Below are 23,331 nucleotides of genomic sequence, written 5' to 3' on the forward strand. Positions count from 1 at the left end.
CATCCGTATGTCGGACCCCTTGACCCTTCCGTTGGTCTATACCAAACTCCCTGAACGCCCGTACGAGCCCTGCGCTCTCCCCCACGTCGGGTCGACCTTCCCTGTCCGCAGGCAGAAAGTGACCGACGTGAACTCCCGCCGCCTTGCCCTGACTTTCGGTTCCCTCCTCACCACCGGCGCGCTGCTCACCGGGTGCGGAGCCCTCCCGGGCGGGGGAGAGGAGAAGGGGTCGGTCACCGTGTGGCTGATGCGGGGCAGCGCGTCGGAGGACTTCCTCAAACGCTTCACGGAGGACTTCGAGGCCCGCCACGACGGCATCACCCTCGACATCCGGATCCAGGACTGGACCGGGATCGGCGCCAAGGTCACCAAGGCGCTCGACGAGGAGAGCGGTGGCGAGCCAGGCACCCCCGACGTCATCGAGGTCGGCAACACCCAGGTCCCGCAGTACGTCGAGGAGGACGGCCTGCTCGACCTCTCCCTGGAGTCCGCCCGCGACCTCGGCATGCACGACTGGCTGCCGGGCCTCGCCGAACCCGGCGTCGACTCCTCCCGGCAGTACGGCATCCCCTGGTACGCGGCCAACCGCGTCGTCATCTACAACAAGGATCTGTTCCGGCAGGCGGGCATCGACAGGCCGCCCACCACGCGCGCCCAATGGCTCGATGTGACAAGGACGTTGAACTCCGGCGGCACGGAGGGGATCTACCTCGCAGGGCAGGACTGGTACACGCTCTCCGGATTCATCTGGGACGAGGGCGGGAACCTCGCCAAGGAGTCCTCGGGCGTCTGGTCCGGCACCCTGGCCACGCCCGCCGCACTGCGCGGCATGGCCTTCTACCGCCAGCTCCAGGCGCTCGGCGGCGGCCCCAAGGACGCCGACGAGGAACACCCGCCGCAGGCCGAGCAGTTCGCCCGCGGCGACATCGCGCAGATCATCTCCGTGCCGGGCGCCACCCAGCGCATCCTCCAGAAGAACCCGGAGCTGAAGGGCGAGCTGGGCTACTTCCCGATCCCCGGCAAGACGTCACGCAGGCCGGGCACGGTGTTCACCGGCGGCTCCGACCTGGTCGTACCGGCGAACACCGGCGACCGGAACGGTGCCATCGAGGTCGTGAAGGCGCTGGCCGGCGAGAAGTGGAACACCGACCTGGCCCGCACCATGAACTACGTGCCGAACAAGACGACGCTCGCCGGCGCGGTCGCAGGCAAGCCGGGCGTGGCCACGATGGCCGCCGGCGCCGCCTACGGCAAGGCGACGCCCGGCTCGCCGCTGTGGCCGAACGTGGAGGCCGGCGACAACCCCATCAAGGAGTACATGTCCAAGGTCCTCGCAGGCGGTGACCCGGCGACGGAGGCGAAGAATGCCTCCCGCGAGATCACGGACCGGCTGGACGAGCGGAACTAGGGCCCTTCTGACGGCGGACCGCCCCGCCTTGACGACAGGTCCTACGCCCTGCTCAGTGACAGCGCGAACCTTCCCTCCGCGTCCGTCCACCAGTGCACCAACTCAAGCCCTACGTCGTGCAGTTCCGCCTTCACGCCCTCCTGGCGGAACTTCGCCGACACCTCCGTGCGCACCTCCTCACCCGCCGCGAAGTCGACCGCGAGGCCGAGCGCCGGGATCTTCACGGTCTGTGCCGTGGTGGAGCGCAGCCGCATCTCGATCCACTCGCACTCGGCGTTCCACACGGCGACGTGCTCGAACGCGTCGGGACGGAAGTCGGCGCCGAGCTCGCGGTCCATCACGGTCAGCACGTTCTTGTTGAACGCGGCCGTGACGCCCGCCGCGTCGTCGTACGCCGCGACCAGCGTCGCCTCGTCCTTCACCAGATCGGTGCCGAGGAGGAAGAAGTCGCCGGGCGCCAACAGGCCCCGCACCGCCGTCAGGAACGCGGCCCGCTCTTCCGGCAGCAGATTGCCGACCGTGCCGCCGAGGAAGGCCACCAGGCGCGGCCCCGGCGTCCGGGGCAGGTCGAACGCGGCCGTGAAATCGGCGACCATGGCGTGGATGTCGAGCCCGGGCCGCTCGGCGAGGAGCGTGTCCGCCGCGCCGCGCAGCGCGCTCTCGCTCACGTCCACGGGCACGTACGTCGTGAGGTCGGTGAGCGCGTCCAGGAGGTGGCGCGTCTTGTCGGACGAGCCGGAGCCCAGCTCGACGAGCGTGCGCGCACCGGTCGCGGCCGCGATCTCGTGGGCGCGCGCGATGAGGATCTCGCGCTCGGCCCGGGTCGGGTAGTACTCGGGCAACTGGGTGATCTCGTCGAAGAGTTCGCTGCCGCGCGCGTCGTAGAACCACTTGGGCGGGAGCGTCTTCGGGGAGGTGGTCAGGCCGTGCTGGACGTCGGCGCGAAGGGCCGCGTCGGTCGCGTCCTCGGGCAGGGTGCGGGTCATGCGGAACGGGCTCACGCGGAGGGCTCCTTGAGCGGGGTCAACAGGACGTCGGTGCGGCTCGCCGCGAGCAGCGTGCGGTCGGGGACCTCGATCCAGTGCGGATCGTCGTCGTAGGGCTCGGAGGCGACGACGACGGAACGGCCCGGCTCCCTGCGGTACCACAGGGTGTCGCCCCAGGCCGTGGCGGTGATCGTCTCGCCGTTGGTGAGCAGGAAGTTGAGGCGGGCGGTGGGCGCGGCCTCGGCGACCTCCAGGGTGGTGTCGGCGAGCGCCTGCCCCTCCTCGTCGCCGGCCCGCAGCCGGTGCAGCACGAGCGCCCACAGGAACGCCGCGTCGCAGCGGGCCTCCATGGAGAGCAGGTCGGTCGGCGGCAGGGTGGGTGTCAGGGAGGTCAGGGACTGCGGCCAGCCCGGCACCGCCCCGTTGTGGCTGAACAGCCAGGGCCCGGTCGCGTACGGGGCCGCTGCCGCCTCCCCGTCCGCCCCGGCGAGCGTCGCGTCACGGACCGCCGCGAGCAGAGCCCCGGAGCGGACCACGCGGGCCAGATCCTGGTAGGCCGCGTCGCCCCAGATGGGCCCGGCGCGGCGGTAGCGGGCCGGCACCGGGTCGCCGTCCGCGTACCAACCCACCCCGAAACCATCGGCGTTGACCGTGCCGTGGCGCTGCCTGCGCGGCGCCCACGACTGGCTGAACAGGCTGTGCGGCGGACCGTCGACGACCTCGCCGAGCGGCACGGGCGGCCCCAGATAGGCCAGGTGACGGCACATCAGGCACGCTCCCGGGGCTCGGCGTCGCGGGCGGTGCGGAACCCGGAGAAGATCTGCCGCCGGACGGGATGGTCCCAGTTGCGGAACGTGCCCCGGCAGGCCACCGCGTCCACGGCGAACGAACCGCCGCGCAGCACCTTGAAGTCGCCCCCGAAGAACACCTCCGAATACTCGGGGTACGGGTACGCCACGAACCCCGGATAGGGCAGGAAGTCGCTCGACGTCCACTCCCATACGTCGCCCATCAACTGCCGTACGCCGGTGGGGGATTCGCCGAGTTCGTAGCTGCCGGCCGGGGCGGGCCGCAGATGGCGCTGGCCCAGGTTCGCGCGGTCCGGCGTCGGGTCCGCGTCGCCCCAGGGGTAGCGCATCGAACGCCCGGTGGCCGGGTCGTGACGGGCCGCCTTCTCCCACTCCTCCTCGCTCGGCAGGCGGCGCCCCGCCCACCGGGCGTAGGCGTTGGCCTCGTACCAGCTGACGTGCAGCACCGGCTCGTCCGGCGGCACGGGCTCGCTCACCCCGAACCGCCTGCGCAGCCACTGCCCGCCCTCGCGGCGCCAGAACAGCGGCGCCTCCAGGTCGTGCTCGCGCACCATCGCCCAGCCGGCCGGCGCCCACCAGCGCTGCTCCCGGTAGCCGCCCTCCTCGACGAACTCCATGTACGCGGAGTTCGTCACCGGCGTCGTATCGATGTGGAACGGCGGCACCAGACGGGTGTGCGCGGGACGCTCGTTGTCCAGGGCCCACGGCTCGGCCGTCGTGCCCATCGTGAACGGGCCGCCGGGCACGAGGGCCTCGGCGGGGCCGTCGTAGGGCCGCGCCAGGGGCTCGGGATCGGGCGCCGTGAGCGCCGCGCCGCCCTTCCTCAGCTGATGGGTGATGAGCATCGTCTCGTCGTGCTGCTGCTCGTGCTGGGCGATCATCCCGAAGGCGAACCCCGAGCGGCTCAGGCGCGAGGTCCCCGCCGCCTCGAACGAGGCCTTCTCCAGTACGTCGAAGGCCCGGCCGCGGACGTCCGCCGCGTAGCCGCGCGCCTCCTCCGGCGCGAGCAGCGGCAGGTTCGGGCGCTCCGAGCGCGGGTGCTCGAAGGCGTCGTACAGCGGGTCGATCTCGGGGCGGATCGCCTCCTGGCCCGCGACCGCGCGCAGCAGCCACTGCTCCTCCTGGTTCCCGATGTGCGCGAGATCCCAGACGAGCGGAGACATCAACGGCGAGTGCTGGGCGGCGAGTTCGCCCTCGTCGACACAGTTCGTCAGCAGCGTCGTGCGGCGCCGGGCCGTCTCCAGGGCGTCCGCGGCGCGGGCGCGGAGTGCCTCCGGATCCGTGGTGACGTTCTCCTCGGCGGTCATGATCGGACGGTCCTCCCCTGAGCGGGTTGTCGCGTGAGCAGATCGAGCACGTCGTCGGCCGGGCAGCGGCCGCGGACGACATAGCGGTGCGTGAAGTCCGCGACCGCCTGCCGCACGTCCGGGTCCGCGCCGAGCCTCGGCAGCGCCTCCAGCGCCGTCGTGAAGCAGGCCGTGGCGGCCTCGCGCAGCTCGGGATCGGCGAGGCCGAGCCGGGCCGCGTCGCGCCACAGCGGGTTGTGCGGAGCGGGCAGCGGACCCGCCCGCTCGGCGAGCGGCTTGACCGCGCGGTACGCGGTCTCGGCGGCCTGCGGATCGTCGAACAGGGCGGTGGTCACGGCGAGCGGCACCAGCCACCCGTCGTCGCCCGGCTGCGCGTCGATCATGCGGAATTCGAGGTGCCCGCGCGGGCGCACGGGCGGGAAGAGGGTGGTCAGGTGGTAGTCGAGATCGGAGCGGGTCGGCGGCCGCGGCGCGCCCGTGCGCGCCCACTCGCGGAAGGTCAGCCCGTCCGGCACCTGCCACGGCCCGTCGTCGGTGCGCACGCACATCACGGGCGCGTCGAGCACGTGCCGTGTCCACGCCTCGCGCGGCTCGGAGTCGAGGGGCACGCCGCCGGAACGGCCCACGTCGATCCGCTCCCACAGCAGCTGCCGCGTGGAGCGCCACCCGGTCGGACGGCCGGACAGCATCGGCGAGTTGGCGAACGCGGCCACCAGGACCGCGCCCAGCAGATGCGCGAGCCGCCAGCGCCGGCCGAGTCCCTGCGGGCCCGGCTCCTCGTGTCCCGCGTCCAGACACACCTGCACGGACGCGGACGAGCACATCATGGAGCGCCCGGCGGGCCCGGCCCGGTCGAGTGAGGCCTCCAGGGCGTCGTAACGGGGCTGATGGAGAACGCGTCGGGGCGGGAGCCACGGGTCGGTGCCGTGGCCGGAGAGGACGAGTCCGTGGCCGCGGAGCGCGGTGCGCACGGCGGTCAGATCGGCCCGCATGGCCGAGACGCATTCGGTGAGGGAGGTGGCGGGGAGCGAACTGAGTTCCAGCTGCCCGCCGGGTTCCACGGTGAGCGCCGAGCGCAGCGGCAGGGCGCGCAGTGCGACGTATGCCGCGTCGAGTCGTTCGGGTGGTAAGGGGAGCCACGGCTTCAGCAAGGGGCGTGGCTCGTGCACGATCCATTCCAGCTCGACCCCGACCTTGCGCGGTGGTCCGGTCTTGAAGCAGATGCCCCGTACCAGGGCCTCCGCCTCGGCCTCGGTGATCAGCTCACCGAGCGCCGTACAGTCTCCCTCGCTCATGGGGGGATTCCTCCTGGTTCGCACGTTCTCCATGGTCCCTGGTGGGAGCCATGCCGTCGATTCGGCCGCGTTGCCGACAAACAGCCCCTTCCGGGCGACGCAGACCCTCCACCCAAGACGGTTCGGGCGCCTCGCACAAGAGTGCCTCTGGACATCCCTTGGACTTCTTCGGACGCGGCGAAAACCTGTTGCCCGCGCGGTCACTGTGCGTACACGATGGATTCATGAACACGACGGGGGAGAGCACGGGGGAGGCGGCGTGAGCGCACGACTGCGCGAGCTCGCGCGGAGCACGGAGAAGATCGTCGAATCGGGGGAGTACGCGGGCGACGGGGGCCGCGTGGTGACGATCGGCGCCGCGGTGGCACGGGCGCGGGCGGGCACCAGGATGTACGGGCCCGACCCGGTGCCCGTGCCGCCGATATCGCCGGTGCACCGGACGAACGTCGAGGTCACGGGCGAGAGCAGCCTGGAGGCGGCGCGCCGCATGACGGGGGAGCGGCCGCAGCCCGTGGCCGTCCTGAACTTCGCCTCGGCGCGCAACCCGGGCGGCGGCTACCTGAACGGGGCGCAGGCCCAGGAAGAGGCCCTCTGCCGCTGCTCCGCGCTGTACTCGTGCCTGACCGAGGTGCCCGAGTTCTACGCCCACCACCGCGAGCACCGCGACGCCTTCTACAGCGACCGGGTCATCCACGCGCCGGGCGTCCCGGTGTTCCGCGACGACCAGGGCCGGCTGCTCGACACGCCGTTCGAGGCCGGCTTCCTGACGTCACCCGCGCCGAACGCGGGAGTGATCGCGCAGCGCACCCCGGAGCGGGTGCACGAGATACCCGCGGCCCTGGCCGCGCGCGCCGAGCGGGTGCTGGAGGTCGCGGCGGCCGCGGGGTATCGGCGGCTCGTCCTCGGGGCCTGGGGCTGCGGGGTGTTCCAGAACGATCCGGGGCAGGTGGCCGAGGCCTTCCGCGCCCTGCTCGAAGGGCGCTTCGCGGGCCGCTTCGAGCAGGTCGTGTTCGCCGTCCTCGACCGGGCGAAGGACGCGCCCACCCGCTCCGCGTTCGAGCGCGCCCTCATACCGACGGATCAGCGCCAGCCGTAGCGCTCCCGCAGCCGCAGCACCACCGTGTTGAAGCGGCCGCGGTCCAGGGCGCAGGCCTCGCGCCGCATCCCCTCGTCGTGCACGCGCAGTACGCGGTCCAGGTCCACCCACGAGTCCCGGCCGTCCTTGTCCCAGGGCCCCGAGCCGAGCGCCACCCACTCGCGGTCGCGGTCGTGCCGCTTGCTGGACAGCTGCACCGCCAGCAGGGTGCCGCCGGGCTCTCGGGCGACCACGAGCACCGGGCGGTCCTTGCCGCGCCCGTCGTTCTCCTCGTACGGCACCCAGGTCCACACGATCTCGCCGGGATCCGGGTCGCCGTCGTGCGCGGGCGCGTACTCGGTGCGTACCTTCCCGACCCGGGTCGGCTCGGCCTCCACCGTGGCCGTCGCGCCGCCGCGGCCGGGGTGTTCGTATGCGTGGTCATCCGTGTAGGCAGTCACGCGGGTCACGTTAGACGCCGACCGGCCCAATCCCTGCGGCGGGTACGCCGGATGGGCCGCAGGCTCGCCCCATGAATCGACGCCACAGCACCGTCCTCTGCGTCCTCGCGGGAACCCTCGCCCTCACCGCCGCGGCGCCCACGGGACCCGCGGCCTCCGAAGCCACGGCCTCCGAAGCCGCGCCCCCGCGCACCGTCTCCGCGTGGCTCCCGTACTGGGACCAGGAGGCCGCCTACCGGAACGCCCTCGACCACGCCGCCCAGATCCGCACCATCAGCCCCTTCTGGTACGAGACGAAATCCGCGGCCCGGGTCACCGGCCACACCGGAGCGGGCGAACGCCGCATCATCAACGGCCTGCACGCCCGCGGCATCCAGGTCGTCCCCACCGTCATGGAAACGATGAAGCCGGGAGCCCTGGCCAAGGTCCTGAACAGCAAGAAGTCCCGCGCCCGACACGTCGACGCGCTGCTCGCCGTCGCCCGCAGCCGCGCCTACGACGGGCTCGACATCGACTACGAGTCGATCGCCACCGCGTCCGACGACAAGTACCGCGCGGTGCGCGCCGGTTACACCGCCTTCGCCACCCAACTCTGCGCGCGCCTGCACGCGTCCGGCAAGCGGTGCTTCCTGACCGTGATGCCCAAGACCCGCTCGACGGGCCGCATCTGGGACTACGAGAAGCTGGGCGCCGCCGCCGACCGCGTGCGGATCATGGGATACAACCTGCACTCCGCGGAGGGCAAGCCGGGACCGCTGGCCTCGCCCCAGTGGTACGAGGAGATCCTGTCGCGCGCCACCAGGCAAGTCCCGCGCGCCAAGCTGGAGATGGGCCTGCCCGCGTACGGCTGGAACTGGAAGGTGGGCGGCGCCCGCGGCAGCGGCAAGAAGCGCGCCCGGCACGTCACGTCGAAGTCCGCCGAGGTGCTGCGCCGCAAGGTCGGCGCCCGCTACGCCCTCGACCCGCAATCCCGCACCCCCCACTTCACGTACAAGGAGGGCAAGGGCAAGAAGGCGACCCGCCGCACCGTCTGGTACCAGGACGCCGCGGGCACCGCCGCGCACCTCCCCGTCCTGCGCAAATACGGCGTACGGAACACGGTCCTGTGGGCGCTGAACTTCGAGGACCCGAAGCTGTGGAAGACCCTGGCGAGGGGCTAGGCACGGGGCTGGGCAGGGGCAGGCACAGGCGCTGGGAGCAGGGGCAGGCACAGGCGCTGGGCGGCGTCTGCAAGGATGCCGTACGTCATGGTGCAGATACCGAAGCAGCACTCCGCCCAGCCGGCCGCGCCCCACAAGTCCGTTCCCGGCGCCGTGCCCACGAGCGCCGACGTCGCACGCCTCGCCGGGGTCTCGCGCGCCACCGTCAGCTACGTCCTGAACAACACGAGCGCGGTCCGCATCAGCGAGCCGACCCGGCGGCGCGTCCACGAGGCGGCCAAGGAACTCGGCTACGTCCCGCACGCCGCCGCCCGCAGCCTGCGCGCAGGGCACACCCGAATCGTCCTCGTGCCGACCCCCGACGTGCCGATCGGGCCGCTGTACAGCACCTTCCTCAACGAGTTGCAGTGGGCGCTGAGCCGCCTCGACTACACCGTCGTGCAGTACGGCAGGGTGGGCCTGAGCGGCGACGCCGCAGCGCGCGCCTGGGCCGAGCTGCGTCCCGTCGCCGTGCTCGGCCCGGTCGGCATGGGCGCCGACGGCATCGCCGTGCTCCGCCGCTCAGGCGCCCGCGCCGTCATCACGCTCGGCCCGGAGCCGGTCGAGGGCGCGCACGCCCTGCTCACGGACCACCGGCACGTCGGCCGCGTCGCCGCCGCGCACCTCCTGTCCCGCGGCCACCGGCGGATCGGCGTCGTCATGCCGAAGGAGCCGGGCCTCGACACCTTCGCCGTGCCACGCCTGGAGGGTGTGCGCGAGGAGGGCGCGGAGACGGTGCCGTTGCGGCTCGCGTACGACGAGCAGGACGCGGCCCAAGTTGCCGCACAGGTAAGCGAGTTGGGGCTCGGCGCCGTGTTCGCGTACAACGACGAGTACGCCATGCTGCTGATGCGCGCGCTGCAGGACGCGGGCGTCGACATCCCCGGCGACGTCGCCGTGATGGGCGCGGACGATCTGATGCTGGGCCGGCTGCTGCGGCCCCGGCTGAGCACGGTGCGGCTCGATCTGCCGTCGGGCCAGGAGCTCGCCGAACTGGTGGACCGCCTGGTCAGGGAGCCGGACCAGGACGCGGAGCCGGAACCGCGCGAGGCGCTCGCGGTGACGCTGGTGGCCCGCGAGTCGGCCTGACCCTCGTGATCGCTGGGGGCGGACATGCCGCGAGGCGGCCGCCCGAACGGGCGACCGCCTCGGGGACAGTCGAGTGACGGGGAAGAGGGGCTTGGCTCAGCCCTCCTGTCCCTGCCCCTCCTGCTCGGCCTTCGCCTGCTGCTCGGCGACCGACGCGCGGACCTCGTCCATGTCCAGCTTGCGGGCCTGGCCGATGACGTCCTCGAGGGCCTCCTTCGGCAGCGCACCCGGCTGCGCGAACACGGCGACCTGGTCCCGCACGATCATCAGCGTCGGGATCGACTGGATCCCAAAAGCGGCGGCAAGCTCCGGCTGCGCCTCGGTGTCGACCTTGCCGAACACCAGGTCCGGATTGGCCTCCGCGGCCTGCTCATAGACCGGGGCGAACTGCTTGCAAGGCCCGCACCAGTCAGCCCAGAAGTCGATCAGTACGAACTCGTTCTCCGTAACCGTCTGATCGAAGTTCTCCTTGGTCAGCTCCGTGGTGGTGCTGCTCATGGTGTTTTCCCTCTTCCTGCTTCCGGGGTTCGGGGCGAAGCCGTCGGGGGCAAAGCCGCTGTGCACAACCGTCCGCATGTCGGACGTATTCCGCGCTCGTACCCATGTGCTCGGCACGCACACATCCGACCACACTGAGAGACTGGGCCGCATGACGGAAGCCATCGCGTACGACGTCGTAGTGCTCGGAGCCGGACCCGTCGGCGAGAACGTCGCCGACCGCGCGCGGGCCGGCGGACTGAGCGCCGCCATCGTGGAGAGCGAACTCGTCGGGGGAGAGTGCTCGTACTGGGCGTGCATGCCCAGCAAGGCGCTGCTCCGCCCGGTGATCGCCCGCGCCGACGCCCGCCGGGTGCCCGGCCTGCGCCAGGCGGTCCAGGGCCCGCTCGACGCCCCGGCGGTCCTCGCGCACCGCGACGACTACACCTCGCACTGGAAGGACGACGGCCAGGTCGGCTGGCTGGAGTCCATCGGCATCGACCTGTACCGCGGCCACGGCCGCCTCGACGGACCGCGCAGCGTCACGGTCACCGCCGAGGACGGCACGGTGACCCGGCTCACGGCGCGCCACGCGGTCGCCGTGTGCACGGGAACCCGCGCGTCGCTCCCACCCCTGCCTGGCCTGGACTCGGTCGAACCATGGACCAGCCGGGAGGCCACGAGCGCGGACCGGGTGCCGGGCCGCCTCATCGTGGTCGGCGGCGGCGTGGTCGCCACCGAGATGGCCACGGCCTGGCAGGCGCTCGGCTCGCAGGTCACGGTGCTCGTACGCGGGGGTGGCCTGCTGGAGCGCATGGAACCGTTCGCCGGGGAGCTGGTGGCGGACGCGCTGCGCGAGGCGGGCGCGGAACTCCGCACGGGCGTCTCGGTGAAATCGGTGGAACGCTCTGCCTCCGGCACGGTGGCGGCAACCCTCGACGACGGCACCACCCTCGAAGCCGACGAGATCCTCTTCGCGACGGGCCGCGCGCCGCGCACGGACGACATCGGCCTGGAGACGGTCGGCCTGGAACCGGGCTCCTGGCTGGACGTCGACGACTCCCTCCGCGTCACGAACAGCACCTGGCTCTACGCGGTCGGCGACGCCAACCACCGCGCGCTTCTCACCCACCAAGGCAAGTACCAGTCGCGCATCGCGGGCGCCGCGATCACCGCCCGCGCGCAGGGCGTCCCGCTCCTGGAGACCGACCGCTGGGGCGCCCACGCCGCGACGGCGGACCACGACGCGGTCCCGCAGGTCGTCTTCACCGACCCCGAGGCCGCAAGCGCGGGCCTCACCCTCGCCGAGGCGGAGGCAGCGGGCCACCGCGTCCGCGCGGTCGACTACGACATGGCGAACGTGGCGGGCTCCGGCCTCTACGCCGACGGCTACACGGGCCGCGCCCGCATGATCGTCGACCTCGACCGGGAGATCCTCCTGGGCGTCACGTTCGTCGGCCCCGGCGTCGGCGAACTCATCCACTCGGCGACGATCGCCATCGCGGGCGAGGTCCCGATCGACCGGCTGTGGCATGCGGTGCCGGCGTATCCGACGATCAGTGAGGTGTGGTTGCGGTTGTTGGAGACGTACCGCGGCTAGACAACCTTCCGGCGGCCCCGCCCGGAGGTGCGGGCGGGGCCGCCGGAAGGTCAGCCGGTACGACAGACGTCGAGGAACGTCCTGGCCGCGGCCGGCAGCTCCGGTTCCGTGACATCGCCGGGCTCCCGCGCATCGACATCCACCACGAAGTCCTCGACGACGTAGAACAGTTCGTTGAGTACGGCGAAATCCTCGTCCGAGATTCTCTGCAGGCTGCGGAACTCCTCCCAGAACCCCGACTCGAACGGCAATGCGTCGATTTGTCCGAAGGGGAAGAGTGGCGAAGGTCATTCCCCTTCCTTGGCTGCGGCTCGACCTCTCGGGGGTGGGGCCACTGCTTTTCATCTCAAAAGTTACAGCCCTGCCAGCGCCCGCAGTTCACTCATGGCCGGATTCTGCGCCAGTGTCGGGTATTGAGCTTCGAGGTACTCCAGGCCGTTGGAGATGAAGGACCGAACCTCGGACGTGTATGCGTCGAGCGAGCAGCTCGGGGCTGGTGCCAGTACGCCGCGTGTGGAGGTGAACTGTACCTGATTGCCCGCCAGTTCCAGGCTGATGACGTAGGTGTTCTCTGTGAAATCGATCTGCGCTGACCCATGTTTATGCAGGTTCTGCAGTGAATTCCCCAGGCTGAACATGATGTCGATCAATGGAACGTGGCTGGTCGAAAGGAAAGCGTGGTCTTCTATCGTGAGAGTGACCGGGTATTCAAAGAATCCGTAGCGTAGATCCGTCGCGGTGAGTGCCGCCAGGTCGACCCGGCCAGCCTGCCAGGCCTGTGCCCAGCCCGGATCGATGTCTCTGCGGCTGTCGGGCGTGTAATCGATTCTCAAGGAATTTCTCCCATGTGATTGCGGGAACCGGCCCCGCGCCTCCGGCCGAGCGCCCACCGAGGGCGGCCCGGCCAGAGGTGCGGGGCCGGGCCGCGACGGTCAGCGGACGCGGCAGGCGTCGAGGAAGGTCCTCGCTGCAGCCAGCAGTTCGCGTTCCGTCACATCGCCGGGATCCCGCGCGGTGACATCCGACACGAAATCCTCGACGACGTAGAACAGCTCATTGACGAGGGCGAAGTCCGCGTCGGAGATGTCTCGCGACCCTTGGAATTCCTGCCAGAATCTCGCTTCGAATTCGAGTGCGTCGATGTGCCCGGTTACGAACTGCTCCGCCATGGTCATATAAGGCGCGAGCGGAGGGCTCGGCATCGTGTTCTTCTCCATCACAGGCTCCCTCGCTCGACGACGTTCTTTGCCTGCTTCGCGCCTAGTTTCCATCCGCTGAGGAAGCTTCCGCTGCGATCCGTCATCACGTTCAGCCGCTTGGTCGCGTCATAGTAGTGGTACACGGGATCGCCCCGGTACGTTCCGGTGATCTTGAGGGTGCCCGTGCGATCGATATGGCTGCGCATCGCCGTCTCCCACTCCTTGCCTCGCTTGAACGAATAGCCGCCACCGTCGACACCAAAGTCCTTGGCGTGCTTGAACTTCTTCTTGAGGAGCTTGTCGTCGAACGTCGTGCCGATGCTGCGTGCGGCCTTGGCCGGATTCTTGGACTTCTTCGCCGCCTCACCCGCATCCGCGAGCCGCTCCAGATCCTTGAGCTGATCCGGCAGCTTCATAGCATCGCCGATGAGCGGGATGAAGCCCATGATGCCCAGGCCGGTTCCGAGCTTGTCGCCCTCGTCGGCGGAGCGCTTGAGGTCGTAGCCGTCGCAGGCCGCGCCAACGATGGGGATCCAGCCACAGCCGACGAGCAGGAGCTCCTTGACCATCTCCGGGTTGCCTTGCTCGCCCATCATCCCCGGGCAGACCGGGTATCCGGACCCGGTTCCGTTGCAGCTGTTGCCCGTGTTGGTGTCGGAGTCGGTCATTGCCGGGGCGCCACCGCTGCTAGTGCAGTGGTTCATGCCCATCGCGTAATAGCAGGTGGTGGTGGAACCGGTGCTTGCGGTGGTCGCCGTGCCGGACCGGCCGCCTCCGCCACCGCCGTAGCCGCCGCCTCCGTAACCGATGGTGTTGAGAACCGTCCCCACGGTGGCGATGACCGCGCCGACCGCGCCGCCGAGGACCGCTCCGACGAGCTGGAGCAGGCTGCCGAGGCCGCCGCCCTTCTTCAGGCCGGTGGGGTCACTGAAGGTGATCGGGCTGCTGTCGGCGTAGGCGTAGCCGTTGAGCGACTGGTGCTGGTCCAGGGAGAGCACCGGGTCGACGCTGACGAACTGGCCGATCCCCGGGTCGTATTCACGCGCCCCGATGTGCGTGAGACCGGTCGACTTGTCGGCGGGCTTGCCGAGGAAGCCCTTGTCGTCGGGCCAAGCCGAAACCGCCGCGCCCCGGCTCTCGCCGAACGGCGAGGTGTAGCGCTTGACGACGGCGTACGTCGTGGCGTCCAGGGCGAGTGAGGACGTGCCGTGGTGGTCCGAGGCGAGGAAGCTCAGCTTGCTGCCGGATGTGCCGGCGGTCGCCGTGCGGCAGGCGATGTTCTGACCGTTCGCCGCGTAGTAGCGGGTGCCGGACAGGGTCTTGGTGGTGCCCTTGGTCGTCAGGCGGACCTCCGTGGCGCCGAGGTAGAGGACGGTCTCGCCGTCGCCCTTGGCGCGCCGGATGAGCAACTGGCCGTCGGCGTCGTAGAGATAGGCCGTCTCGTCCGTGCCTTCGGTGGTCTTGGCCAGCTTGCCCTCTGTGTTCCAGTCGAGGGTCTGCTGTCCCGAAGGGCCGGGGCGCTCGGTGGTGTTGCCGGTCTTGTCGTACGCGTAGTCGTTGCTCGCGCTCCCGGTGGTCGTCTTCGTCAGCGGGTGGGGCTGGTTCGTCGGCGTATTGCCGTACGTGTAGTCGGTCGCGACGGTGCCGGCGGACTTGTGCTCGGTCTCCGTCTTGCGCTGGCCCGCCTCGTTGTAGGTGTACGAGGTCCAGTACGGCGCGGCTCCGTCGATGTTCGACTGGGTGCGGCCCGTGGTCGCGCAGTCCGCGGTCTTCGGTGTCCAGGCCTCGGTCAGACGGCTGTGACCGTCGTAGGAGAAGCACTGGTAGTCGGGCTTCGTGGTGCCGCCCTGTGTGGTGCCGTCGAAGATCGACGTGACGTTGCCCGCGTCGTCCTGGGCGAACTTCAGCTCCTGCGGCATGTAGCCGTGCACGTCGTCGGTGACGTACGAGCGGGTCAAGCGCCGGGTCCCGGCCTCGTAGTCGTAGTTGAGGTACGCCTTCTTCGCGGAACTCGTCCCGTCCATGCCGAGGGTGAGCTGCCGCAGATCACCCTGCGGCGAGAACGCCGCCCCCTGGAGATAGCCGCTCGCGCCCTTGGACGTGAGCTGCTGGCCGGTCGCGTTGTACGTGTACGAGACCGTCTCGGACGGCAGACCGCCGACAGCGGGCTGCGAGGACTGCGAGACGGTGCCGTCCAGGCGGTAACCGGTCGTGAAGGAGAGCGTCTGCGGGACGCCCGCCTTCACCAGGTCGTCCTCGGCCGGCAGCAGCATCTGGCTGCTCTCCACCTCGTACTGCGCCGAGTACTTGGTGACCTTCGCCGTGTACGCCTTGCCGCCGAGACCGCCGTCGTAACGGGTCGCCGTGTCCTGCTGTCCCTTGGCCAGGGTGTCGAAAGTCCACGCGGCCAGCTTGTTGGCATCGGTCTTGCTGGTCTGCCAGATACCGGTGCGGCGTCCGAGGTCGTCGTAGTCGGTGAGCAGGATTCTGCCCTCCGAGTCCGTTGACTTGATCTCTCGGTCGAGGGTGTCGTACCCGGATGTGGTGGCGCCGGTGTCCGGGTCGGTCGACTTGGTCACCCGGCCGAACAGGTCGTACTCATAAGACCACTTGGCTTGGTCCGGGCCCGTGATGGTCTTCTGCTCACCCGCGGGCGTGTAGGTCAGGTGCGTGGAGGTGTACGAACCCTCGGGCTTCGGGCTGCCGTACTCGCGCCGTTCCACGGTCTGCCCCAGCGCGTTGGTGACCTGCGCGGTGGCCTGGCCGCCGGACGGAGCGCTCGCGGTCACCGTGTCACCGGTGTACGTGCTCTCCGTGGTCCAGCGGGTGGCGCCGTACGTCTTGGTGGCCTCCTTGACCGCACGTCCCGCACCGTCGTACGTGGTGTCGGTCTGCTTGGGCGCCTGCCCGCCGTCGACCTGCACCGCGGTGCCGGACGGCGCCGCGCTCTCGTCCCAGATGTCCGCCTGCTTGGTCACCGCGAGGCCGCGGGAGTCGTACAGGGTCTGGCCGATCAGCCGTCCGCCGACCGGGGTCGGGGACTGCGTCTGGCGGGTGCGAAGGAGCGAGTCGAAGATCTCGTACGAGGTGTTGTAGCCCGAGCCGTCACCCTTGAGCGTGCTGGTCGACACCCACGGCATGGCCGAGTTGGTGACCTTGTACGCGTAGGTGTGGTTCGGCGTCTTGCCGAGCGCCTTGGAGCGGTTCGGCAGCCAGACCTTGGTGAGTCGGCCGAGACTGTCGAACTCCGACTCGGTGATCTTGCCGTTGGGGTCGGTGACCTTGATGGCGGAGCCGGTGCCGATGTCCACGGTGGTCGAGGTCTTGTACTTCTTGGTGTCCTCGACCGCCGTCGCGATCAGCGGGCCGGCCGCGGACGGGGTGTAGGCGGTGGTCGTGGTCACCAGGTTGTTGGTGTCCTTGACGACCAGTCCGCGCCCCAGCGAGTCGAAGGTGGTGCTGCTGACCTTCTGCCAGGCCGGAGTGCCACCGGAGTAGGACTTCGCGCGACCTGTCCAGGACGGATCGCCCTTCGTGGGCTTCTGGGTGGCGGACCAGCCCGTCGCGGTGTCGTTGTCGTAGACGATCGCGGTGTCCTCGACGACATCCCCGCGCCGGGAGGCGTCCCCCGGCAGGTCGAGCGAGGTGTCGGCCACCGAGCAGAGCTTCGCGACTTTGCGGGTGCGTGAGACAAGAGAGTTGATGCCCTCGTCCGCGTTGCGCGCGTACCACGTGCGGGTGCAGGTCTCGTCCCCGCTGACCGCGTCGTCGCCGCGGTCCTCGACCGTCTCCGGCATACCGAAGTCGTCGTGCGTGGTGACGGCGGTACGGATCCGGTCCTTGGCCGTGCCGCTGGAGGTGACGTTGGTGCGTTCGTGCGTGGCGCCGGTGCGCACGTAGTACGCCTCGATGTCCGCGTACGACTTGTGCTGCGTCGCCGTCCGCTTCGACCACGGGTCGGCGACCGAACCGGAGACCTCCGTCGCACCGTTGTACGTGACGGTCTCGCGCAGGAAACCGGCGTACTGGTCGGAGTCGGTTACCTCACCGGCCTTGATGCCGGACACCTTCGCAGTTTTGCGCTTGTCCGGGTCGGGCGTCTTGCCGTCGGACCCCAGGACGCGGTCGCCGTTCATGCCCCGCAGGTAGATCGTCACGGCCTTGGTCTGCGTGGTGTCGCTCGCGCCCGTGAGATGCGTGACCTTCTCGAAGCCGCGCCAGATCGACCAGGTGCGCTCCTTGGCCGGGGTCAGCGGGTCGTCGTTGTAGTGCCAGGCACCGCCACCCGCGTACTGGTAGCTGTGCTGCACGGCCTCGGCGCCACCGAACGGGTCGGTCGTGGAGACCGCGCTGACCGGGTACTTCTGGAACCAGTCGAGGATCGGCTCCTGCTCGCCGTTGGGCGACCACTTCACCGGATAGCAGCGCTTCGTGTTCTCGTCCGGCTTCGGCATGGTCTGCCCGTACACGCAGTCGGCCGCCATGTAGGAGACGATCGTCTGCGCGCCCGCCTCCGAGGTGATGGTCTTCAGACGGGGCCTCTCGAAGGAGAGGATGTCGTCGGACGCGCCGTCGACCCGGTTCGGCAGGAAGACGTGCGTGAACTTCACCGGGTCCATGGCGAGATCGGTGCCACGCTTGCCGGTGTGCTTGATCTCGTCGAGCCACAGGGACTGGTCGGTCGAGTCGCCGGTGTCACCCGGGTCCAGGTACAGCTGCTTGAACGACCAGTTGTCGACCGCCGCGAACCCGGGCGTGGCAGCGGCCGTGTCCCAGGCGTAGGTGGTGATGCCGGTCATCCGCTTGCGCGTGAAGAACGAAGGGCCCACGTTCCCCGTGCACTTGTCGCCCTCCTTGCAGATGGCGTCGTACGGCACGTCGGGCCAGTTGTCCCGCTTGTCCTCGGTCAGCGCGTCACAGCCGGTGCCGCTGGCGAGGCAGCGCTCCGCGTAGTCGAAGGTGACCTTGTTCGAAGCGGCGGGCGTCGCGGAGAACAGGGCGGCGGCGCGCTGGCCGTAGCGGATTTCCTTCAGGTAACCGCCGCGCGTGTACGCGGTGCCGGTGGTGTCGTCACCGAGCTTGTCGTAGTAGTTGGCCTCGTCCTCGTACCAGTACGTCGACGCGTTGCCGTGGGTGTCCTCGACCAGGTCGAGGTTCCAGCGCCAGGCCTGCTTCTTGTCGCGGCCCGAGAAACTCGTGCCGTCCGCGTAGCCGGGCTCGCCCTCGTCGTCGCCGAACACCGGCACCGTCCACACCGACTTGGTGCGGTCCGCGGAGCCCGCGCCGTCCAGCTTGTTCAGGCCGAAGGTGTAGACGGTGCCGTCGCCGGTCGTGACGGTCCAGTACTCGCCGTTGTCGTCACCGTTGTCGGCGCCCGTGTGGCGGACGACCTTGGAGGCGTCGTCGTTCTTCAGGCGCCAGGTGCCGCTGGTGTCGTCCTTGACCAGTTCGGTGGACTGGCCGTTCAGGACGATCGAGGCGTTCTCGTACTTCCAGCACAGGTCGTACTTCTCGTCGTGGCCGTCCTCGTCGCACGAGCCGTACTGCCGCTCGATGTACGACGAGGTGATGTCGAAGCCCTCGCCGAGCGCCGTGCCCTGGTTGTTGGTCGTCGCGGTGCGGCCGTCCACGCTGCCGGAGTCGTAGGAGATCTCCAGGTCCGGCTGGGGGCCCGCCGCGGCCGGGGGAGTGCGCAGTGGATACGACCAGGTGAACGTGCCGGACGAGCCGCCGGCCTCCCACGTGGAGGACGCGGCGAGGGGAGTGGCCGCCAGATCGCCCGAACCCGACTGCGAACCCGCGGCCAGCGCGAGGACCATGGTCCGGTTGGTCGCGGTGCTCTGCGCGGGCGCGAAGGACAGCGGTGCGGTCAGCTCGTTCGCGGCCCGCTTGTTCGTGGACTTGAGCGGGGTGCGCGTACGGCACTTGGCCTTCGACGGGTCGTCGAGGGCGCAGCCGGGCAGTTTCTGGAGCTGGAGCCGGCCGGCCCAGTCGGCGCCGTAGGCGGAGGCGAACGCCGAGTAGTCCAGCGTGAGTTCGGCGTCACCGCCGCTCTTCGGGCCGGTGACCGTCAGGGCGACGCCCTTGATGCCGAGGCGTTCGGCGGTCTTCTGGTCGAGGACGTTGACCTCGACCTCGGACGCCGCCCGCTTGCGGCCTCCCGGCTCGGAGAGCTCGACGGGGAGCCTGCCGGGCTCGGCCGCCGGGCGGTCCTTGCTCAGCTTCGCCGTGCCCTTGTCCGGCCAGTTGACGGCACGGTTCTGGTCGCCGCGGGCGCGTCGTGCGGCGGCGGCGTCGGCCTTCGCTCCGTCGGACACGGTACGGGCGGCCTTCGCGTTGGCCTTCGCCGTCAGCGGCGAGACCTTGGCCGAGCGGGCGTCCGTCAGGTCGGGGCGGCCCAGCGGATCGGGCCGGTCCGCCGCGAATGCGGCCGGTGACAGCAGACCCGGCAGCATGGCCAGGCCCACGCCGAGCGAGAGCCGCCGCATCCAGCGGCCACTGCCCGTCTCGTCGGTCCGGCCGCTTCTGGGCAGCCGGTACTTCCCCAAGGGGTTCATGGAGGTTTTCCTTCTGCGCCCGTCACGTCGTCCGGGCACGCGACGACCCCGCCGCGGGCGGCGGAGGTCGGGTGGGTGTGGGGTGGTCCCGGCCGGGGCTGCTTCGCCCCGGCCGGGATCGTGCTGCTGTGGCCCTACAGCGCTTCGGCGCCGAGTACCTGCGTGGCGATCTGGTCGGCGCTCATCGCGCCGGTCCAGATCCGCAGTTCCTCCAGGGAGCCGGGCAGATAGCGCCCGGTGGTACCGCTCTTGCTGCCGCGGCCCACGGCGATCGTGCCCGTGCCCTGCTGTGCGGCGGTGAACCCGGCGTCATCCTCGGGGATCTGGTCGAACTGCCCCACGTACAGGTGGAGTTTGCCGTAGCGGGTCTGCGACTCGGCGGGATCGTCCGGGTCGGTCCACTCCCAGGCCTCCTGCGCGTCGAAGACGCCCGTGACCTGGACCCAGGTGTCGGTCTCCGCGATGTCGCCGCCCGGCACCCGGGCGCTCTGCGTGGCCTTGCCGTCGGCGCCGACGGCGGTGCGGGTGAACTTCCACTGGTAGACACCGTCGGCCGGCTTGACCACCGACAGCGCCCACGAGGACTCACCGGCCGACGCCTGCTGGCCCGCGACCTGCGCCTCGTACCCGACCGGCTTGGCCGCCAGCTTCGCCGAGTCCATCTGCACCCGCGCTGTCACCGTGAACGAGCCGGACTCGTCGGTCACCGGACCGGATGCCGAGGCGTGGCCTGCGGTGCCGTCCAGCACGAGTCCGTTCTGTTCGTCGAGCGCCGCGCCCGCCGTCGACAGCTTCAGCGCCGGTGCGGGATAGGACGAGAGCTCCTTGAGTTCTGTACCGGTGGAGGACGCGGCGTCCCAGTGCGCCACCAGCTCATTGGCCGGGACGCTGTTCTCCAACAGCTGGGCCTGCTCGGCGACTTCGTCGCCGGTCAGGGCGCGCTGCCACACGGAGGCTTCGTCGACCCGGCCGCGGTAGTTCTCGCCCCAGACGCCGCCGACCAGGGAGCGGCCGAACTGCATGCCGCCGGAGGAGACCCACGGCATGTAGGTGCTCGACGCCGTGTTGAGGACGACCGGACTGCCCTGCGGGCGACCGTTGACGAACAGCTGGATGGTGTCGTTCGCCTTGTCCGTGTCGCCCTTCGTGTCGAACACGCCGGTCAGATGCGTCCACACCTTCAGCGGCGGCTCACCGGACTCGGAGAACGAACGCAGGTACACCGGGCTGGACTTGGTGTCGGTGGCGGTGCGGTTGAACACCCACTTCTTGTACGACGCCGAGTAGTACAGCGTGAACGCCGAGGCGTTGGTGCCGGGCGCCGCCAGGACCACCTTGGTCGACGAGATGTCCGTCAGATAGGCCCAGGCCGAGACGGTGAACGAGTCCTTGGTGTTCACCGCCGGGGACGCCGTGGCCGCGTAGCCGTCCCGCGGATTGTCGGCCGTCGCGTCGTTGAGGTACAGCGACGAGTCGTTGTCACCGCGCCGCGCCAGCGTCGACCAGCCGGAATGGGTGGTCTGCAAGGTGGCATCGTGCCGGGTGCCCTCGGTCGCGGTGTCCTTGGCCACGGTGACACCCGAGTCGGGCGCACCGTCGTCGAAGTGCCAATTGCCCACGGGCCCGGCCGCGGGAGACACCTTGAAGGTGAACTCCGCCGGGGTGCCCCAGCGGCTGCGCACGTCCTTTGCCTCCACGGACAGCACCTGCGTACCGGACAGGGAGGGCGTGACGTTCGGCACCGTGACGGTCGAACCGGTGACGGTCTTCGTCTCCTTGGCCGAGGTGGTCAGCAGCCGCCAGCGGTAGCCGGTGATGTCCTTGTCGAGCGCGTTCGGCTTGAAGGTGAAGCTGCCCGGCACACCCGGACCGCCCTTGCCCTCGCACAGCGTCGCCGTGCACGAGGTGTAGGGCGAACCCGCCGTGATCGTGGGGGCCTTGGGCGCCGTCGAGTCGATCTTGAAGTAGCACCACGAGGAGTACGAGGAGAACAGGTCACCCGACTTACCGCCGTAGGACCAGTGCGACTGCGTACGCGACTTGAGCCGGTACAGGCCGCCGTCCGCCCGGTCGGAGGTGCGCATCCGCTCGACGGTGCCGTCCGGGTCCCACCCGGAGTCCGGCCGGTAGCCCGACCACACCTGGTGCCAGGCGGCGTCGTCGCCGCGCTCTACGATGAACTCGGCCTGCAGCGAGCCCTCTTCGTCACCCTTGTTGTGCTCGACGAGCGTCTGCACCGCCGCCTGCACCATCGGGTCGATCCGCGTGACCGTCAGCGGGGAGGAGGACGACTTGTTGCAGTACGCGGTGGTGCCGTCGCCCGGGATCACTCCCACGCTGGTGGGCACACCGGGCTTGTACGCGTAGTTGACCTTGAGCTCGGCGTTGTCGTCGAACCGCTTCCAGGCCTCGGGGTCGCCCTCGTCCTTGGCGCGCAGCATGAGGGTCAGGCGCGAGATCTTGCCGTCGGCGAACTTCCGTACCGTGGAGGCGAGATTCTCGTCGCCCTCGTCCGGGTTGTCGTTGAACTCGACCCAGGCGTCCGGCTGGTCGGGGCTGCAGTTGGTGCCGCGGCCGTTGGATATGTAGCGGTCGCCCATCTGATCGAGCTGGCTCGGGCCGGGCCAGCGGGTGCCTTCGGAGATGTTGTTGGTGCGCTCCAGGTCGACCCACTTCGGATCGCAGGAGAACGACCAGGTGTTGTACGCGCGGAAGGTGGCGTCGAGGATGTGCTTGCCGGCGAGCTTCGAGGGCGAGAACTCGAAGTACATGCGGTTGGTGTAGTTGCTGCCGCAGTAGTACGGACCGGAGACGCTGCAACGCCCGACACCGTAATCGCCGTTGAACTGCCAGAACTTGTCACCGTCAGAGGACAGCACGGTGCGCTCGGACACGCCGAGGCCCACCGAGGGGTCGATGCGGACGGGATAGACGGTCCGGTCGCCACGCAGCAGGTCCAGATCGGGTTTGACGGAGACGGACGTGCTGCCGACCCGCACGGGCATCACGGCACTGTTGTCACCGGCACGGGGCTGAGTGCCCTCCTCGACCGGGTCCGGTTCCTCCGCCTCGGCCGCGGCGGTGGTGATCCGGCTAGCGGTCTGCGGCCCCGCGGCCTGACTGGCCGAGTCCCACATTTGCCCGGCCGGCCCCTTGAAGATGGTGTTGCCGTTGTCGTCCACGGCGCGCAGGCCGCCGCCGGCGCCGGTCACTATCTGCAGACCGGTCGCGGAGGCCGTGAGCTTGATCTGTTCCAGCGCGGGATTGGCTGCGGCTTCGGCGGACTTGACGACCAGGACCTCGCGATAGCCCTCGGTCGTCGCGGTCAACTCCAGGTCGACCCCGTCGAGAACCTCCGCGTAGACCGCCTTCGCGCCGTCCAGTCTCGGCTCGGGCAGCCTGTCCGCCCAGCCCAGTCGCACAGTGCGCTGTTCGCTGCCGAGCTCGATCAGCTTCGCGCCGTCGCCTCCGCCGGAGAACGACAGGTCCACCACGGCCGACTTCGGACCGACCGTTCCGTCGCCGCGCTTCTCGAGCGTCACGTCCACGGGCTGCCAGCCGCCGTCGTCCCCCTTGACGCGCTGCGGCACGGCGGACTGGGTGAAACTGTAGGTCCCGTCCGGATTGGCCAGCGTCATGGAGTATTCGGTGCGCTCCCCGACGACCTCCACGGGCTCACCCGCAGCGACCGCGCGGGCCGTCGCGGACTCGTGCGTCATCGATCCGCTCATAGCGGCCTGCGGCGCCGTTCCGGTCGTGGCCGCCGCTGTCCCCCCGAGTACCTGCAGCGAGGCGAGCAGGGCTAACGCCGTGATGGCGGCGGCTCCCCCTGAGCTGCGACGTCTTCGCCGGTCCAACCTATGACGCCT

Annotated in this window: 16 protein-coding genes; 5 read left to right on the top strand and 11 right to left on the bottom strand. The window is 70.1% G+C overall.

Going from position 1 to position 23,331, the window contains the following annotated elements:
- Positions 1-127: 127 nt before the first annotated feature.
- Complete coding sequence (locus tag OKJ99_RS21845) at positions 128-1,408, top strand: extracellular solute-binding protein (RefSeq protein ID WP_407700739.1); 1,281 nt, start codon at positions 128-130, stop codon at positions 1,406-1,408.
- A gap of 41 nt (positions 1,409-1,449) precedes the next feature.
- Here OKJ99_RS21845 and egtD read toward each other — a convergent pair whose 3' ends face one another.
- Genes egtD through egtA form a run of 4 tightly spaced genes read right to left on the bottom strand, consistent with a single transcriptional unit; the run spans position 1,450 to position 5,805 of the window.
- Complete coding sequence (gene egtD, locus OKJ99_RS21850; RefSeq protein WP_326018836.1) at positions 1,450-2,409, bottom strand: L-histidine N(alpha)-methyltransferase; 960 nt, start codon at positions 2,407-2,409, stop codon at positions 1,450-1,452.
- Complete coding sequence (egtC, locus tag OKJ99_RS21855) at positions 2,406-3,161, bottom strand: ergothioneine biosynthesis protein EgtC (RefSeq protein ID WP_326018838.1); 756 nt, start codon at positions 3,159-3,161, stop codon at positions 2,406-2,408. The genes egtD and egtC overlap by 4 nt, the downstream gene beginning before the upstream one ends.
- Positions 3,161-4,510, bottom strand: a complete 1,350-nt coding sequence (egtB, locus tag OKJ99_RS21860) for an ergothioneine biosynthesis protein EgtB (protein ID WP_326018840.1) — start codon at positions 4,508-4,510, stop codon at positions 3,161-3,163. Before egtB ends, egtC begins: the two co-directional genes overlap by 1 nt.
- Positions 4,507-5,805: an ergothioneine biosynthesis glutamate--cysteine ligase EgtA gene (gene egtA / locus OKJ99_RS21865; protein ID WP_326018842.1), complete on the bottom strand. Its 1,299-nt coding sequence runs from the start codon at positions 5,803-5,805 to the stop codon at positions 4,507-4,509. Before egtA ends, egtB begins: the two co-directional genes overlap by 4 nt.
- Before the next feature lie 259 nt (positions 5,806-6,064).
- On the opposite strand from egtA, the gene OKJ99_RS21870 reads away from it, so the two are divergent.
- Positions 6,065-6,901, top strand: coding sequence for a TIGR02452 family protein (locus OKJ99_RS21870; protein ID WP_326018844.1), 837 nt, complete (start codon positions 6,065-6,067; stop codon positions 6,899-6,901).
- Here OKJ99_RS21870 and OKJ99_RS21875 read toward each other — a convergent pair.
- Complete coding sequence (locus OKJ99_RS21875) at positions 6,886-7,341, bottom strand: type II toxin-antitoxin system PemK/MazF family toxin (RefSeq protein WP_326018846.1); 456 nt, start codon at positions 7,339-7,341, stop codon at positions 6,886-6,888. The genes OKJ99_RS21870 and OKJ99_RS21875 overlap by 16 nt on opposite strands.
- Before the next feature lie 71 nt (positions 7,342-7,412).
- On the opposite strand from OKJ99_RS21875, the gene OKJ99_RS21880 reads away from it, so the two are divergent.
- Together OKJ99_RS21880 and OKJ99_RS21885 are read left to right on the top strand one after the other, a co-directional pair.
- Positions 7,413-8,501, top strand: coding sequence for a glycosyl hydrolase family 18 protein (locus tag OKJ99_RS21880; protein WP_326018848.1), 1,089 nt, complete (start codon positions 7,413-7,415; stop codon positions 8,499-8,501).
- Between the two features lie 75 nt (positions 8,502-8,576).
- Entirely contained in the window at positions 8,577-9,629 is a 1,053-nt protein-coding gene (locus OKJ99_RS21885; RefSeq protein WP_407700740.1) for a LacI family DNA-binding transcriptional regulator, read from the top strand.
- 96 nt (positions 9,630-9,725) lie between these two features.
- Here the strand turns inward: OKJ99_RS21885 and trxA are convergent, their stop codons facing one another.
- Positions 9,726-10,127: a thioredoxin gene (gene trxA / locus OKJ99_RS21890; protein WP_326018852.1), complete on the bottom strand. Its 402-nt coding sequence runs from the start codon at positions 10,125-10,127 to the stop codon at positions 9,726-9,728.
- A gap of 151 nt (positions 10,128-10,278) precedes the next feature.
- Between trxA and OKJ99_RS21895 the strand changes: the two genes are divergently transcribed.
- Positions 10,279-11,706, top strand: a complete 1,428-nt coding sequence (locus OKJ99_RS21895; RefSeq protein WP_326018853.1) for a dihydrolipoyl dehydrogenase family protein — start codon at positions 10,279-10,281, stop codon at positions 11,704-11,706.
- A gap of 50 nt (positions 11,707-11,756) precedes the next feature.
- On the opposite strand, the gene OKJ99_RS21900 is transcribed toward OKJ99_RS21895, so the two are convergent.
- From OKJ99_RS21900 to OKJ99_RS21920, 5 genes are all read right to left on the bottom strand, one after another.
- Positions 11,757-11,957, bottom strand: a complete 201-nt coding sequence (locus tag OKJ99_RS21900) for a hypothetical protein (RefSeq protein WP_407700741.1) — start codon at positions 11,955-11,957, stop codon at positions 11,757-11,759.
- 102 nt (positions 11,958-12,059) lie between these two features.
- Positions 12,060-12,539, bottom strand: coding sequence for a hypothetical protein (locus tag OKJ99_RS21905; RefSeq protein WP_326018854.1), 480 nt, complete (start codon positions 12,537-12,539; stop codon positions 12,060-12,062).
- 99 nt (positions 12,540-12,638) lie between these two features.
- On the bottom strand, positions 12,639-12,923 hold the full coding sequence (locus OKJ99_RS21910; protein WP_326018856.1) for a colicin immunity domain-containing protein: 285 nt from the start codon (positions 12,921-12,923) through the stop codon (positions 12,639-12,641).
- Positions 12,923-19,462: a colicin D domain-containing protein gene (locus tag OKJ99_RS21915; RefSeq protein WP_326018857.1), complete on the bottom strand. Its 6,540-nt coding sequence runs from the start codon at positions 19,460-19,462 to the stop codon at positions 12,923-12,925. Before OKJ99_RS21915 ends, OKJ99_RS21910 begins: the two co-directional genes overlap by 1 nt.
- A gap of 134 nt (positions 19,463-19,596) precedes the next feature.
- A complete protein-coding gene (locus tag OKJ99_RS21920; protein WP_326018859.1) occupies positions 19,597-23,181 on the bottom strand; it encodes a LamG domain-containing protein in 3,585 nt (1,194 codons plus the stop codon).
- Positions 23,182-23,331 lie beyond the last annotated feature (150 nt).

Source organism: Streptomyces endophyticus, assembly GCF_035798155.1.
Classification (GTDB): Bacteria; Actinomycetota; Actinomycetes; order Streptomycetales; family Streptomycetaceae; genus Streptomyces; species Streptomyces endophyticus.

Coding starts and splice junctions, on each gene's coding strand:
- egtC (WP_326018838.1), bottom strand. CDS start 3,161: ATGTGCCGTCACCTGGCCTATCTGGGGCCGCCCGTGCCGCTCGGCGAG.
- egtB (WP_326018840.1), bottom strand. CDS start 4,510: ATGACCGCCGAGGAGAACGTCACCACGGATCCGGAGGCACTCCGCGCC.
- egtA (WP_326018842.1), bottom strand. CDS start 5,805: ATGAGCGAGGGAGACTGTACGGCGCTCGGTGAGCTGATCACCGAGGCC.
- OKJ99_RS21880 (WP_326018848.1), top strand. CDS start 7,413: ATGAATCGACGCCACAGCACCGTCCTCTGCGTCCTCGCGGGAACCCTC.
- OKJ99_RS21885 (WP_407700740.1), top strand. CDS start 8,577: ATGCCGTACGTCATGGTGCAGATACCGAAGCAGCACTCCGCCCAGCCG.
- trxA (WP_326018852.1), bottom strand. CDS start 10,127: ATGAGCAGCACCACCACGGAGCTGACCAAGGAGAACTTCGATCAGACG.
- OKJ99_RS21895 (WP_326018853.1), top strand. CDS start 10,279: ATGACGGAAGCCATCGCGTACGACGTCGTAGTGCTCGGAGCCGGACCC.
- OKJ99_RS21910 (WP_326018856.1), bottom strand. CDS start 12,923: ATGGAGAAGAACACGATGCCGAGCCCTCCGCTCGCGCCTTATATGACC.
- OKJ99_RS21915 (WP_326018857.1), bottom strand. CDS start 19,462: ATGAACCCCTTGGGGAAGTACCGGCTGCCCAGAAGCGGCCGGACCGAC.
- OKJ99_RS21920 (WP_326018859.1), bottom strand. CDS start 23,181: ATGACGCACGAGTCCGCGACGGCCCGCGCGGTCGCTGCGGGTGAGCCC.